The following is a 14,625-nucleotide window of genomic DNA, read 5'->3' on the forward strand; positions in this document are numbered from 1 at the left end:
CTCTCCCTCTGGGAGAGGGCTGGGCGGGGCCGGCCAACCGGTGAGGGCAAGCGGCGGTCGATTAAGCACTGCAGTTGCTAAATACTTTCTGCTCTTGTCTTGAAGTCGGAGGCCGGGATTGCCCCCGGCAGTGCAGTCCCTTTCTTTGCTCGCACAAAGCAAGGAACCAAAGAAATGCGACCCCAAGTCCGTGTCCCTGCGCTGCGCTCCGGGCACCCTGCGGTGCTCAGGCAAGGGGCGGTGCGGCAGAACTCTCTTCTTTCGCTTCGCTCACTACGTTCAAACAGCTGCCGCAAGCTAGTTCTTGAAGCAAGAACATCTTGCAGTGCTCTTGCCCGCCCCTTGCCCTGCGCTCCTCAGCACGGCCTAAAGGGGTGGGGAGCCTTGCTCGGGCCATTGCTGCGCTCGGCCCTCCGCTTGCCAGTTCCCCTACCGGGGAAAGACGCATGGAGACCTTGAATGCGCTTTCTTCGTGGGCAATCACGTTTTAAGCTTTCGCTGCTGCGCTCACTTACCGTACTGTTCGTTATTGACCTGCTCCATCCAGTCGGTGGTCTTGCCGTCCAGAGCTTCCGCAATAGCGACATGGCTCATGGCGGTAGTGGGCGCCGCACCATGCCAATGCTTCACATTCGGTGGAATCCAGACTACATCGCCTGAGCGGATCTCCTGCAGGGGCTGGCCCCATTTCTGAACCCTTCCTGAACCCGCTGTAACGATCAGCGTCTGACCCAATGGGTGCGCGTGCCAAGCGGTTCGGGCGCCAGGCTCAAAGGTGACGATGCCACCACCGACGCGAGCAGGCGCAGGGGTTTGGAAACGTGAGTCAACTCGCACGGCTCCGGTGAAATTCTGTGCGGGTCCCGCTGTGGACGGTATGGTGCCCACACGGGACACAGTGACGGGCGCGGATTCTTGCGCGCCGACGCCGGACATCCCGATGACCGAAGCCAGGGCCATGGAAACAGGTAATTTTTTCATCTTCATTCTTTGTCTTGTTAGATAGGTTCAATTGGCGCCGCGGATGCCACCCAGCCAGCGTGTCACTTGGGCCAAAGTCTCGCGCTCCTGGTCCGCCTTCAGCACAAGACCGGCGTCACGCACACGTGCTTTGGGCGCATGGGCGGCCAGCACGGCCTGGCTGTCGCCGGGCCCATAGCCGCCATGTGTAATGAAAGGGATCAACGTCTTGCCCGCCAGATCGTGGCGCGAGAGGAACGTGCGGACCACTGCCGGAACAGACTGCCCCCAGATCGGAAAGCCCAGGTAAACCGTGGAGTAGGTGGCCAGGTTTTGCACGCTGGCTTTCAAAGCGGGCTCATAGCGGCTTTCGCGTTCTCGAGCAGCTTGGGCCACGGTTTGTTCGTAGTCTTCAGGGTAGTCGTCCACGGGCAGGATTTCGAACAACTCAGCATCGCGTGCGCGGCGAATCTGCCGCGCCAGCACGCGCGTGTTGCCGGTGCGTGAAAAATAGGCCACCAGGGTGTCACGCCGTGCACCTTGTGCGCGTAGCTCGGCCGTTCCGGCGAGCCCTGCTAAAGACACTGCAGCGGACACCGTCAGGAGCTGCCGCCGTGGCACGGAAAAGCGCGTCATAGTTTGGTGTTCTTCAGCGGTAGCTGTCGCACCCGCTTGCCAGTGGCAGCGAATACAGCGTTGAGGACTGCGGGCGCAGCCACCGCAATGGTGGGTTCGCCCACGCCACCCCAGAAACCGCCGGAGGGCATGACGATGACTTCCACCTTGGGCATATCGTCCATCCGCATCACGTTGTAGGTGTCGAAGTTCTGCTGCTCTATGCGCCCATCCTTGACCGTACATTCTCCGAACAACATGGCTGACAAGCTGAAGACGAAAGACCCCGTGATCTGCGTCTCAACCTGCTGCGGATTCACCACGTGGCCGGGGTCTGTCGCGGCCACGATGCGGTGGATCTTGAGTTGCCCATCTGTCACTGAGACTTCTGCAGCCGCTGCCACGTAACTTCCGAAGCCCATGATCTGCGCAATACCGCGGTGCCGGCCCTTGGGTGGTGGCGTGTCCCACCCAATGCCCTTGGCGGCAGCCTCCACCACCGCGAGGTGCTTGGGGTGCTTGCTCATCAGCTTGCGCCGAAAAACCAGTGGGTCTATACCCGCGGCATGGGCCAACTCGTCTATGAAACACTCCATATAGACGGCGTTCTGGTTCAGGTTCACTCCACGCCACGCACCGGGTCGTACGTGAGGGTTGCGCATGGCGTGGTCCACCAGCAGATGCGGGAAGGAATACCCAATGGCCATCTCCGCGCCACTCCCCACCAAGCCTTGGTAGACGATAGGGTCACCTCCTTCGGGCGTGACGCGCGAGGGCGCGTGGTAGGCAAAGATGGACTGACCCGAAAGGCGCATGTGCAACGCCTGTACGTTGCCGCTGCTATCCAGCGAAGCGCGCAGTCGGCACTGTGTGACCGGGTGGTACTGGCCCTGGGCCATGTCTTCTTCGCGCGTCCACAGCATCTTGACCGGCGTATTCGGAACCTGCCTGGCGATCAGTGTGGCAATACGTACATAGTCGGTGTAGAGGCGCCGGCCAAAGCTGCCGCCAATGCGCATGGTGTGAATCTCGCAAGCCGTGGCGGGCAAACCGGCAGCCTTGGCCATCTCATCCAGCGCTGCGTCAGCCACTTGAGTGGGTCCCCACATTTCGCAGCGGCTCGAGGTCCAACGCACGGTCGCGCTCAAGATCTCCATTGGCGCGTGATTTTGGTAGGGGTAGCCGTAGTCGGCTTCGATCACGCGAACACTTTTATCTTGAGCCGCCTTATCCAGTGCGCCCTTGGCATCGCCCACCTTGTTGCCCACATAGGCTTTCTCCGCCGAAAGCCCCTCGCGCAGCGATGCGGCAATGCTCTCGTTGGAGACCTTGGCGTTGGGGCCTTCCTCCCAAACGATGGGCAGGGCGTCCAGCGCTGTCTTGGCGCGCCAGAAAGTGTCGGCAATCACAGCCACCGTGGCGTCGTCTACCCGAATCACATGCTTGATGCCGCGCCGGTTAGCGATGGCTGCCGCATCAAAGCTCTTCAGCTTGCCGCCATGCACCGGGCAACTCTTGGGTACTGCGATCAGCATGCCGGGCATGGTGAAGTCCGGGCTGTACACGAGGCTGCCGTTGAGCTTGTCCGAGGTGTCCAGCCGCTTGAGCGGTTGCCCGGCGATCGTCCAGGTCTTGGGATCCTTGAGCGCGATCTGTGTGGGTGGCGTGATCTTGGCGGCAGCGGCGGCCATGGCGCCATAGGTGGTGCTCCGGCCGCTGGCGGCGTGGGTGATCACCCCTTTTTCTACGGTGCATTGGGCGGGCGTGACACCCCAGCTGTTGGCTGCTGCTTGCACAAGCATGGCGCGAGCGGTGGCGCCGCCCTGCCGCACATACTCGTGTGACCCACGGATGGCGCGCGAGCCACCTGTAGAAAGATCGCGCCAGACATTCTGGCGGCTACGGTTCAGAGCCGGATTGACCAACTCGAACCGCACTTTGGCCCAGTCGCATTCAAGCTCCTCGGCTATGAGCTGAGCCAGGCCTGTGAGTGAGCCCTGGCCCATCTCGGTGCGTGAGATGCGGATGATCACGCTTTCGTCGGGTTGGATGACAACCCACGCATTGACCTCGGGTGGCAATGCCTGCACCTGCGCTTGCGCAGCTGCAGGTTGCGGTGCCAACGTGGAAAAGCCCAGTGTGAACGCGCCGGCTGAGGCGCTAGCGGTGGTGAGGAAACCCCGGCGCGACAGACGCGGGCCGGTTTGTTCTGGCGCTGATGTAATTATTTGGTTCATCATGCGTTCCTCAGGTGCGTGCCTGTGCGGTGGCGGGGGCGCTCGCCGGCGCGCCGGCGGAGTTCATCCTTCGTGCGGCGAGCTGAATGCCCTCCAGCACCCGCATATAGGTGCCGCATCGGCAGATATTGGTGATTTGCGAGCGGATTTCTTCTTCGCTCGGGTTGGGGTTTTGCGCCAGCAGCGCCGCCGCCGCCATCAACATGCCGGATTGGCAGTAACCGCATTGCGCGACATCCAGTTCAGCCCACGCGATCTGCACGGGGTGTGGCTGGGATCCCGCCAGCCCTTCAATGGTGACAAGCTTCTGCTCAGGGGTGATGGCACTGACGGGCATCACGCATGAGCGCAGCGCCGCCCCATCCAGGTGCACGGTACAGGCGCCGCACTGAGCAATACCACAGCCGTACTTGGTACCCGTGAGCCCTGCCTGCTCCCGAATGACCCATAGCAGGGGGGTATCACCCTCGACATCGATAGTCACGGGTTTGCCGTTGAGGTTTAGTTGGGCCATGGTGAATCCAGATTGAGAAAGGTGGATGGATGACGGGCCTTCAGGGCCGTCAGACGATGGCGTGGATGCGTGGGATACAGTTTTTCTTTGAGAACGCGACGACGCCTGCGCGATTGGAGTGACTTTAGCCCTGGAAGGTCCGTTTGAACACCCAAGCAGATCTTGTTCCTTTGACAAGCCTTGCTTGTCAGTCTCGGGGATGCGCTTCCCCGTGTGACTGCGAACGACGTGAACGAGCGCTGCCAGCGATGCGGCGGCGCGAGGAGTTTTGCAGCGGGTCGTTCGGGACCCTCAAGTGTTTAAGATGCCGGCTTGCGGACGAACAGTGCCCGTCCGCGCTCCTCTGCGGTCGTCAGCTCCTGCTGGCTCAGCACGTAGGTGTGGTTGTTGGCCAAACGTTCTATGGCCAGATCAATGAAAGCGCGTACTCGGGTGGGTTGGGAGATGCGGCTTCCGTAGTAGACGAATACGTTGGCGTAGTCTGCAACGTGTTGAGTCAGAAGTGGAACCAGGCGGCCTGCACGAATGTGAGCCGCCGCCGTGACGGCAGTCAGGTGCCCTAATACACGGCCTCCAAGTACCGCGTCAGTTTCCAGCTCCTCTTCATTCACGTAGAAAGCGGCCGGAACGTCCTGCTCGATCACGGTGTCTCCATTACTGAGTCGCCAGGGCAAAGGGCGGTCAGTGATGGTGTTGCGGAAAACGCTGCAACGGTGGTTGGCCAACTGTTCTATGGTGTCTGGCGCGCCATGTTGCTCCAGGTAGCGCGGTGCTGCGCAAATGATCACCTGCAGCGGAAAGAGCCTGCGCGCAATCACCCCTTCGGCGGCTGATGGGCCTATGCGAAACCCTACGTCCACCCGGTCTTCCACCCAGTTGCCCAGACGGTCGTCCAGCTTCACGTCTGGCTGCACCAGCGGATAGGTATCGCAGAACTCCTGAAGAAGTAAGGCCAGCACCGGGCGGAACACGGAATGCGGCCCAACGATCCGTAGCGGCCCAGCAATCTCGTCCGTCGCATTGCGTGCCTGTGCCAAGGCGCGCTCCAGCCCCATGAGCGACGGGCGGGCCGCCTCAAGAAACGCCTGGCCTTCGGCCGTCAGCTGCATATTTCGAGTGGTTCGGTGAAACAGCCGCACCCCCAAGTGCTTTTCAAGCTGCGCCAGCGCCTGGCTGGCGGCCTGGGGACTCATACCTTGTGCTGCCGCCGCCTGGCGCAAGCTACCAAGGTCCGCAGTCTTTACGAAGGTGGAGATGGAACGCAGTTCGTTGATCGGCATCAGAGCATTGTGCACATCCCGGTGTGCAGGCAATCGTACATCTGGGCGAGAGCTTGAAGGCGGTTGATTTGGTGCTAGGTGCGTCTGATCCGCAGGTGATTGACGCCGCCCTAAGGGCGTTGCACATCGAAAGTGAGTCCCTCCCCACGCGATTGGCCGTCTCGATCGAGCGCTGAAACCTTAAGTGTTCCCTGCCATCAAGGCATTTCAGCGACTAAGGCCCCACGCTCGAGCTCGGCCCATTGAAAGTCCTGGCGCGGTAGCGTGACTGCAGCAGGTATCGGTCGCTTCGGGTTCGGCAATGAGGTGCTCGCGGGTTTGTTCGCCAGCCGTTCCGCGAAGAGTGAGATCGCCCAGTCTGCGAACGCGCGTACGCGTGGGTTCGTGCGCCGGCTCAAGGGGTACACCAGATGGATCGGCAGTACCGGGTGCGACCACTCCGGCAGCAACTGCACCAGAGAGCCGTCTGCCAGAAACGGCCTGGCCTGGAAGCTGGAAATCTGAGTGATGCCCAGGCCGGCCAGTACGGCGGAGGTCAAGGCATTGCTTTCGTTCACGGCCAACTGATAGCGTCCGGAGAGTTCCAGGTGCTCATGGTCCTTGATGAATTCATGGGGGAACACACGTCCAGTGCTGGACGAGAAGAAGTTGATGGTGCGGTGACCATCCGTTTCCAGATCCCGGGGATGGCTCGGTGTGCCGTGGCGCTGCAAATAACCAGGCGCTGCCACAGTAAGGAACGACACGGTGGCGACCCGGCGCGCCACCAGCGACTGATCGGTAAGAGGGCCTACGCGCAGCACGCAATCCACGTTGTCTGCGATCAGATCCACCGGCCGGTCGCTGACGCCCAGGTCAAGCTGAATATCCGGATGGCGGGCAAAGAACTTGGGAAGCTCGGGTATCAGCAGCAGCCGAGCCATGGAGGCTCCTATGTCTACGCGCAATCTTCCGCTGAGTGCGGCATTGGCTTGGGTCATGCTGGATTCAAAATCATCCAGGTCGGTGAGCAAGTTCAACGTACGCTCGTAGTACGCCGCTCCCTCGGGAGTCACCGTCACGCTTCGCGTGGTTCGGTTCAGCAGGCGGACTTTCAACCGGGCCTCTAAGTGTTGAATTTGCTTGGTTAAGCTGCTTTTAGGCAAGGAGAGGAGATCGGCTGCTTTCGTAAAGCTGCCGGACTCCACAACGCGAATAAAGCTGCGGATGGAAGAAATCTGATCCATGGATCGAACAAGTTCGGACAATATGGGGGAATACCCGCATAGTAGAGAGCCGCCGCCAGCAATCGTTCCGCTGGCGCCCAGCAAGCCAGGCTTGTCAATGCAACAAGTCGTACGGTGCCCCGAGGGTGGCGTGCAATCCAGTTCTCCAGCCAGGGCTCAGGTTTCGAGCGGCGACTTGCCCAGTACCTCGGCTACGTGGTCTACAAAACACATGATTCGTGCGGCCAGCGCAGTGTTTCGGTAATAGACCGCGTTGATCGGTTGCCGCACTTCTACGGTGTGTTTCGAAAGCACGGGCACCAGGCTGCCGTTGCTGCGGTCTTCACGCGTCATGAAATCCGAAAGGCACGCCAGGCCCAATCCAGCTAAGGCCATATGGCGCAATGTTTCGCCGCTGGAGGCTGCGATGGTGGGCTGAATTCGCAGGTTGCTGCCGTCCGGTTCGCGCAGGGGCCAATTGTTCAGGGTTTCGGGCTGCGTGAAGCCCAGTAATACATGTTGTTCGAGTTGGCCAGGCGTCGTCGGTGTGCCCTGACGTTTGAGGTATGCGGGGCTGGCAAGAATTCGTATGCGGGTTTTGCCGATGGGGCGCGCGTGCAGCGTGGAGTCTTTCAACGCACCAATACGAAAGGCCACGTCCGTGCGCTTTTCAATCAAATCAATAAAACCTTCGTTTGAAATGAGCTCCAACTCCACGTCCGGGAATTTTTCCCTGAAACCCGCCAGCAGCGGCACCAGCAGGTGCAGCATGAAAGGCGAAGAGGCATCTACCCGCAGCAAACCGGCGGGCCGACTGCGCCGCGCCGCCATCTGCTCTTCTGCCGTATCGACCGAGGCCAAAATGGCGCGAGCCTGTTGAACGAAAGCGCACCCTTCTTCAGTCAGCTCCAGGCGCCGTGTCGTTCGGCGCAACAAGGTGGTCTGTAGCTTTTCTTCCAAGCGACCTAGCGTGCGGCTGGTGGCCGAGACCGTCAGACCGAGCCACTCTGAAGCGGCGGTGATGGAACCAGTATCCACGACCGCCACAAACGCCTGCATCTCATCAAGGGTGATCTTCATTGTTGAATTTTAATCAACAGAATATGTCTTATTAATGGCTATGTCTGCAATAGTAATTCGCGCACACTCCATCCCCCAGAGATAAGAAACACGTCGTGTCGTGAATCGGAAGTCGATGTTCAGTGAACTCTTCATTCGTGACACGAGGTCCAAGCCGCCATGAATTCCCTAGCGAAACATCAAGTCAAACCCTCCACGGCCCTGTTCGCCCTGGCTACCGGGGCATTTGCCATCGGTACCACGGAGTTCACTCCCATGGGCCTGCTGCCCGTGATCGCCGAGGGGGTGAACGTAGACATCCCCACTGCCGGCATGTTGGTCTCCGCCTATGCGGTGGGGGTCATGGCCGGCGCGCCGGTCATGACTCTGCTATTCAGCCGCTTCGGCAAGCGTGCGGCGCTGATCGCATTGATGCTTATCTTCACTCTAGGCAATGTGCTCTCGGCGTTAGCGCCCAGCTACACCACCCTGCTGCTGTCGCGCCTCGTCACCAGCCTCAACCATGGCGCCTTTTTTGGCATTGGTGCGGTTGTCGCTGCCAGCCTGGTGCCCAAAGACAAACAAGCGAGCGCCATCGCGGCCATGTTCATGGGCTTGACGGTGGCTAACGTGGGTGGCGTACCGGCGGCTACCTGGATCGGGCAGCAAGTGGGCTGGCGCATGGCCTTCGGTGGCACGGCCTTCCTCGGTCTCATCACCATTGCCGCCTTGTGGATTGCCTTGCCCAAGGGCGAACCCGGTGAACGCCCCAATGTGCGCCGCGAATTAGGGGTGCTCACCCGCCCTGAAGTGCTACTGGCCTTGGGCACCACGGTGCTGGGGTCGGGCGCCATGTTTGCGCTCTACACCTATATAGCGCCCATCTTGGCGGAAATTACCCACGCCAGCCCGGGCTTTGTAGCCGTTGCCTTGGTGTTGATCGGTGTTGGCTTCACGCTGGGTAATAGCCTGGGCGGACGCCTTGCCGATTGGTCCCTGGACCGCTCCACCAAGCTCTTGCTGGCTGCACTCGCCCTCATCATGCTTGCACTACCCCTGCTGCTCATGACTCATGTGGGTGCGGCCATCGGCCTCGTCGTGTGGGGTGCTGTTTCCTTCGGCATCGTGCCGCCAGTGCAGATGCGCGTTATGCAAGCTGCATCACAAGCGCCAGGTCTGGCTTCCTCAGTCAATATTGGCGCGTTCAACCTGGGCAATGCGCTGGGCGCCGCCTTGGGTGGGTTCGTCATCGGCCAGGGCTTGGGCTATGCCTCAGTCCCCTTGGTGGGCGCAGCGCTCGCAGCAGCTGGTCTGGCCTTGGTGTGGTGGGGCAGCGCTGGCCGCCGGGGTGCGTTGGCGGCTTCTTCTTGCAACTGAAATTCAGTCGGTATCAAGGGGCGTTCTCGCCCTCCAGAGTGGCTTCAAACCCTTGAAGCACCGATTGATGCAACAGTGCCTTCACCCGGCTGATGGCTCGCGGGTCCGCTCTTGAAATCAGCTCGGCGCACGCGGCCACTTCGGTCTCCAATTGTTCCGGCGGCACCACGCTCCAGAGCAAACCCCATTGAAGAGCCTGCTGCGCATTGAACTCCTGGCCAAACCACAGCAGTGCTTTGGCCCGGCTCAAGCCTATGAGGCGAGGTAACAACGCATGCACGCCGCCCGTGCCGGGCAATCCGAGTTGTGCTTCAGGGAGTTTGAATCTTGCGTTGTCACTTGCGATCACCAGGTCGCAGTTCAGCGCCAACTCAAGGCCAGCGCCAACCGCCCAACCGTGCACGGCTGCGATGGATGGCTTCTCGCTGTTGACCAACGCATCCGCAACCGCCTGTAGCGCTGCCACGAAGGCGGAGGTGCCAGGCGCATCTCTATCCTTTCCGGCGCAAAACGCACGACCTTCGCCCTTGATGATCAAGACCTTCACCTGCGGGTCTGCAATACCTTGCTGGATGCATGCCAGAAGTTCGGCGGCCATCTCGGGTGTGAGGGCGTTCAGGCTCTGCGGTCTGTGCAGCTGAATCTCCCACACGTCATGCTGGTGTTTGCAAAGAATCTCCGGCGTGTTCACGTGCTCTCCACGGGCATGAGCGATTCTGTCTTCTTCATATAGGGTCCTTCTGAGGGGTATGGAACAGCAAACGCATTCAAAACGTTGGCGAGCAACCTCCCCATTTTCTCGTCAACTCCCAGGACCCAGCTGGCTCCTACGGCACCGGCATTGAAAACTCTACCGCCTGCGGGACGATCCCACACAATCATTTCGCATGAGAGCCCGTCCAATGATTTTGTAGGCGTTTCGAAATAGCCCAGATACGCATCCATTTTGCCGGGGCTATCCCTCACCCCTTGTGCAATGACCGTGATGCCCTTCTGTGGCTCGGGTACATCGGCGTCATGCGGAATGTGAGGTGTCATGCGCATCAAGGTCGCTGTCGTCAAATCCCATTCGTGGCCAATAGCCCGGGGAAGGCTTCCATCGGGGCCATGTCCAAAGGTGTCACCGTTTTTCAGCTCGGTCGCAAATGGTGTATTGAAGAGTGCGTGACTGACATCGCCCACTTTATAGACACCAAAGTCTTGCGCTTCTGCAAAACCCCACCCGGCCGTTTCAAGGCCAATCGCCTCCGTGCTCGGCCTGCCTGCAAATCGCCATAGTCCGCCCCTTCGCCCATCCTGGCTGTGATACTGCTCGCCGTGCGGTCCGGCAGGAGCCATCACGTCTTCACCATCTTCTTCGGAGCCGTCGTGAACGGTGCGCGTCTTGCGTTGCTCCATGACATGTCCACTCTCGTCAAAACTGACACGCCAGTACATGGAATTTCCGGAAAGCACGATGGCGTGGCCACCTAGATCTAGATACTTTTCCAGGCCGTTGCGCGCAGGCTCAGACCAATATTCGCTATGGCCGTTGATGATGACGGCGCTGTATTCATTGAGCAGACTGGGTGATCGATGAAGATCAATGTCCGCGATCAAGTCGTACTCGTAATCATGGGAGTCCAGCCAGGTGTGAAGTTCCCGCTCAAGCCGCGTCCATTGCGCAAAGCCGCTGCCCGCAGGGTCATATTTTTCATAGGGCGCCGTATGCGGCCTGGGCATGCGTGTGCCCGCGTAGTAGGTGGGTTGCCCGCCGTGGTGGTAGGAATACACACACTGCTGAGGTGCCAGCGGGTGGCTGTTCGGCAAACCCGTGCATCGCCGCGGCCAAGTGGCTGGCTGCAAATACGATGCCGCGAACGGTGTGGCGGCATAGGCCAACCAGCTATTGGTGGCACAAAGAACCAGTAGCTTTGGTGCAGGCGCTTGCCTGTTTCGTTTGACGACGAAGGTCACGTCGTAACGTGCAGGCTTCCCATTCAAAGCGTATTCAAAGCGCGCCACATATAGGCCGGAACGGGCGTTCTCTGGAATGTGGAACACATGCGTAGGTTCCCAATCACAGTCGACCAAGTCGTCGCTTGCGAACCTCAGGCCAGCGCGATCTGGTGGCGCGCTGTGCTCAAAGTGCAGGCTAGGGTCGTCGCGGTAGCGAGGCACCGTGCTCGGATCGAATGCTGGCCCGTTAATGACCCGGGTACCGTGGTTCACAAGGCTACCGTGGCGCTCGTTCGGGGAAGAGTCGCGAACCAGTGTACCGGTCAATTCATTCAAAGGCCAGCATGCAAGGACGTCAGGGTGATCAACTGGGCTTACCCCAAGAGCCTGAACCCGCGCTGCCATATCCGCTGCATCAAGCGCTGACCCATACAACGTGGGCATGGCCAAGTCGCCCTCAAGGAACATATCAGCGACTCCGCCTAACCCACACGCACCAAGCCTGATGGGACAGTCTTCAACGCTGACTGCGCGGGTAAGCTGGGTGCGAGCGACGCATGTTCCATCCAGCCAGATCTCTGCGCGCTCGTGATCAATGACCGCAGCGACGTGCACCCACTGTTTCAGGCTGATGGGCGCGGGCGATTTCAGAAGCCCGGGAGTGCTATCACTCTCCACGTCAGGGCTTACGCTGCAACCGAATGCGAGGTATCCCTCAGGATCCACAAACAAGCCAATCCCCTTGGCATCAACGCGTTGCTCCATCTGCGAGAACACGCATTGCCAATCCCTGAAGCTCCAGACCTTGAGCCAACCCTCAAACGTCAACTGAGGAACCGGACCCGCCGGCAAGCCGCAGGGCACATGAGCGTAAGACCCAGGGTGAATAGGTTGAAGGCGAGGTTCAGGGCAAGCCCGTTTCTCCAGCACCTCGTCTTTCGCAGGCGAGTCCAGGTCCGGCCCCAAGCGGCAAAGCGAGACCGAGTAAGGCCTGTCGGCGCTGACGTGAAGCGTGATCTGCTGGCCAGCCTCTACGCTGATCTGATCAGCGTAGGCGTGAAGGCCGGGAAGCTCCACGGCCCGATGTGGCGCGATCATGCTCAATCGATGGTGAAACCGGAAGCTTTGACCACCGGCCTCCAGGTGGCCAGATCGCTGCTGACCAAGGAGCTCAGTTCAGCCGGCGTGCTGGGATGAGACTCCATGCCAAGCTTGAGCAAGCGTTCCTGAACGCTCTTCTGCGCCAGCACCTTGTTCAATGCCGCATTGAGCCGTTCAGACGTTGCATCAGGCGTTGTTCGCGGTACAAACAGGGCTGTCCATTCCAGGGAATCAAAGCCGGAAACCCCGAGCTCTTTCAGAGTGGGAACCTCTGGCAACAGCTGGGCGCGCTTGGTGCCATTGACCGCAAGGACGCGCATTTTTCCGGATTGCGAGTGTTGCGCCACATCCAGGATAGGCAGAATGCCGGCGCTGATCTGGTTGCCCAGGAGATCTTGAACCAAAGGCGCAGCACCCTTGTACGGAACAGCTTGCAGCGAGACCTTGGCATCCGCGCCCAGCTTGTAGCCAATGAAGTGCGACACGCTTCCCGCAGCGGGCACGCCGAAGCTGGAAAGCTTGGCATCCCCTTTGGCTAGATCTATCCACTGCTTGACGTCGGTGGCGGCAACCGAGCTGGGCAGAGCTATCGCTTCATAGAAGCTGGTCATCCGCCCAATAGGTTTGAAATCTGCCACGGAATCGTATTTCACGGCCTTGGAGGTGAGCGGCAGCATGACCATCATGTGCGAATTAGCCACCAGTATCGTGGTGCCGTCCCCCGGCAAGGCGCGCACGTAATCGGCGGCAATTTGGCCCCCTGCGCCGGCCCTGTTCTCTACCACTACAGAAGTTTTGATCTCATCTTTCAGACCCTCTGCCACCATCCGGGCCACAGCATCGGCCGAGCCACCCGCCGGATACCCCACGATCAATCGAACCGGCCCTTTCAAATCCTGCGCCTGAGGGGCGGTACTGAAGGCCAATAGGGCTGCGGTGGCTAGGATGAGTTGGCGAGGTAGGTTCATGGGGGGGCTCCGTGGGATGAGTGACGAGCGTTCTTAGACCAAATACTGTTCAGTTAGTCAAAAACCGTTCGGGCTGAGCTTGTCGAAGCCTTTACGCTACAAGCAGGCCCTTCGACAGGCTCAGGGCGAACGGAGCTAACTGAACAGCATTGCGCTTAGCCCCCATCTTCCGGCCAAGCAGCCGCATTGGGTAGCATGCTCGCATTGATATCTTCTATACGTGAAGCGTATGACCACCAAACTTGATCGCCTTCATCTGGTTCTGACCTTCCTGGCTGTGGCGCAGCACGGCAACCTGTCGGCGGCGGCCAAGGCCCTCGGAACCACGCAACCCACGGTCAGCCGTCGGCTACGCGATCTGGAGGTTCTACTGGGAACGCGCCTGGCAGCGCGAACCACCCACAGATTTCATCTCACCCCTGAAGGAATTGAGCTGCAACGCCGAGCCATGGTGTGGTCGGACGAGTGGTCGGAGTGGGAGCATGACCTGAAGACGACTACTTCCGTACCCAGAGGCGTCTTGACCATCGTCGGCCCTCATGCGTATGGCAATAGCTTTCTCATGGAGGCCATAGGGCAGTACCGGGCCACCTACCCGCAAGTGCAGGTGAGGCTCAGGCTCACAGACGGCGCGGTGGATCTCATTAAAGAGGGGGCTGATCTGTGGGTATGCGCTGGCGGCTCACAGGATCAGACCCTGCATGTTCGGCGCCTGGGGCTCATGCGCCGGATACTGATCGCTTCCAAGGACTACCCAGGCCGAACAATACGGCAGCCAGAGCACCTGAAGGACCATCCGCTCATAGGGTTGATTCCTCTGGTCTACGACCGTTTGGTTCTCAGGTCGGTTCGCACGGAGGAACGGCGCGAGGTCCGTATGCAGTCAGCCGTGGCCACGGACGGATTGCTGTCCAGCTACAGAGGGATTCAATTGGGAATGGGGATCGGGGCCTCGGCATTCTGGCTTTGTGGGCCAGACTTGGCGAGTGGTGCAGTCAAGCGCATCTTGCCAAGCTGGGAGCTTGAACCGGTACCGATTGAAGTGGTCACCGTAGCAGGGAGGTTTAGGCCTGCCCGGATTGATGCCTTTGTGGAAATTTTGAGCCGGTTGATGGCGAACACCAAAGGGTTTGAGCCGTCGAGTTGATGCCGTTTGCCCTTGAGCGTGTTCGTCCCTCCATCCTTAGCAGGCAATCACTGCTTGCCGCTACTTGCCGCGATTTGCTGCGGTAAGCTTACCTGCGCGCTGCGCGATGTGTGCATTGACGCAGTGAGTCAGCGTCTAATCCAACAGATCGTAACCGTGCGCCGCCCTTGGTGTTTACGTTGAACATCGCGGCGCGAGAGGTACGCCCCTGTGGAGCAAGGTCG

The 14,625-nt window shown here is 59.9% G+C and carries 12 protein-coding genes; 2 read left to right on the forward strand and 10 right to left on the reverse strand.

Going from position 1 to position 14,625, the window contains the following annotated elements; all coding sequences use genetic code 11:
- Window positions 1-507: 507 nt before the first annotated feature.
- The 7 genes from G518_RS0118685 to G518_RS0118725 form a co-directional block, all read right to left on the reverse strand.
- Window positions 508-981 (reverse strand): (R)-mandelonitrile lyase, encoded by a 474-nt coding sequence (locus tag G518_RS0118685; protein WP_028603844.1) that lies wholly within the window; start codon window positions 979-981, stop codon window positions 508-510.
- A 27-nt stretch (window positions 982-1,008) separates the two neighbouring features.
- Window positions 1,009-1,596 (reverse strand): flavodoxin, encoded by a 588-nt coding sequence (locus tag G518_RS0118690; RefSeq protein WP_028603845.1) that lies wholly within the window; start codon window positions 1,594-1,596, stop codon window positions 1,009-1,011.
- Entirely contained in the window at window positions 1,593-3,812 is a 2,220-nt protein-coding gene (locus tag G518_RS0118695) for a xanthine dehydrogenase family protein molybdopterin-binding subunit (protein WP_036595283.1), read from the reverse strand. The genes G518_RS0118690 and G518_RS0118695 overlap by 4 nt, the downstream gene beginning before the upstream one ends.
- A gap of 10 nt (window positions 3,813-3,822) precedes the next feature.
- A complete protein-coding gene (locus G518_RS35860; protein WP_051237018.1) occupies window positions 3,823-4,326 on the reverse strand; it encodes a (2Fe-2S)-binding protein in 504 nt (167 codons plus the stop codon).
- Between the two features lie 299 nt (window positions 4,327-4,625).
- The gene (locus tag G518_RS0118710) at window positions 4,626-5,606 is read right to left on the reverse strand and encodes a LysR family transcriptional regulator (protein WP_028603847.1); all 981 of its coding nucleotides are present in this window, start codon (window positions 5,604-5,606) and stop codon (window positions 4,626-4,628) included.
- A gap of 197 nt (window positions 5,607-5,803) precedes the next feature.
- Window positions 5,804-6,832, reverse strand: a complete 1,029-nt coding sequence (locus G518_RS35865; RefSeq protein ID WP_084651978.1) for a LysR family transcriptional regulator — start codon at window positions 6,830-6,832, stop codon at window positions 5,804-5,806.
- Window positions 6,833-6,988: 156 nt separating this feature from the next.
- Window positions 6,989-7,891, reverse strand: a complete 903-nt coding sequence (locus G518_RS0118725; RefSeq protein ID WP_028603848.1) for a LysR family transcriptional regulator — start codon at window positions 7,889-7,891, stop codon at window positions 6,989-6,991.
- Window positions 7,892-8,050: 159 nt separating this feature from the next.
- Here G518_RS0118725 and G518_RS0118730 point away from each other — a divergent pair, with 159 nt between their 5' ends.
- Window positions 8,051-9,247 (forward strand): MFS transporter, encoded by a 1,197-nt coding sequence (locus G518_RS0118730; RefSeq protein WP_036595284.1) that lies wholly within the window; start codon window positions 8,051-8,053, stop codon window positions 9,245-9,247.
- A 13-nt stretch (window positions 9,248-9,260) separates the two neighbouring features.
- On the opposite strand, the gene G518_RS35870 is transcribed toward G518_RS0118730, so the two are convergent.
- From G518_RS35870 to G518_RS0118745, 3 genes are read right to left on the reverse strand one after another with little or no spacing between them, the layout of a single operon-like run.
- Window positions 9,261-9,938: an enoyl-CoA hydratase/isomerase family protein gene (locus tag G518_RS35870; protein ID WP_036595287.1), complete on the reverse strand. Its 678-nt coding sequence runs from the start codon at window positions 9,936-9,938 to the stop codon at window positions 9,261-9,263.
- Window positions 9,935-12,283: a N,N-dimethylformamidase beta subunit family domain-containing protein gene (locus tag G518_RS35875; RefSeq protein WP_051237020.1), complete on the reverse strand. Its 2,349-nt coding sequence runs from the start codon at window positions 12,281-12,283 to the stop codon at window positions 9,935-9,937. The genes G518_RS35870 and G518_RS35875 overlap by 4 nt, the downstream gene beginning before the upstream one ends.
- Window positions 12,284-12,285: 2 nt before the next feature.
- The gene (locus G518_RS0118745; RefSeq protein WP_028603850.1) at window positions 12,286-13,254 is read right to left on the reverse strand and encodes a tripartite tricarboxylate transporter substrate-binding protein; all 969 of its coding nucleotides are present in this window, start codon (window positions 13,252-13,254) and stop codon (window positions 12,286-12,288) included.
- A 229-nt stretch (window positions 13,255-13,483) separates the two neighbouring features.
- On the opposite strand from G518_RS0118745, the gene G518_RS0118750 reads away from it, so the two are divergent.
- Entirely contained in the window at window positions 13,484-14,401 is a 918-nt protein-coding gene (locus G518_RS0118750) for a LysR family transcriptional regulator (RefSeq protein WP_028603851.1), read from the forward strand.
- Window positions 14,402-14,625: the final 224 nt, after the last annotated feature.

This window comes from Ottowia thiooxydans DSM 14619 (assembly GCF_000422885.1).
Lineage (GTDB): Bacteria > Pseudomonadota > Gammaproteobacteria > Burkholderiales > Burkholderiaceae_C > Ottowia > Ottowia thiooxydans.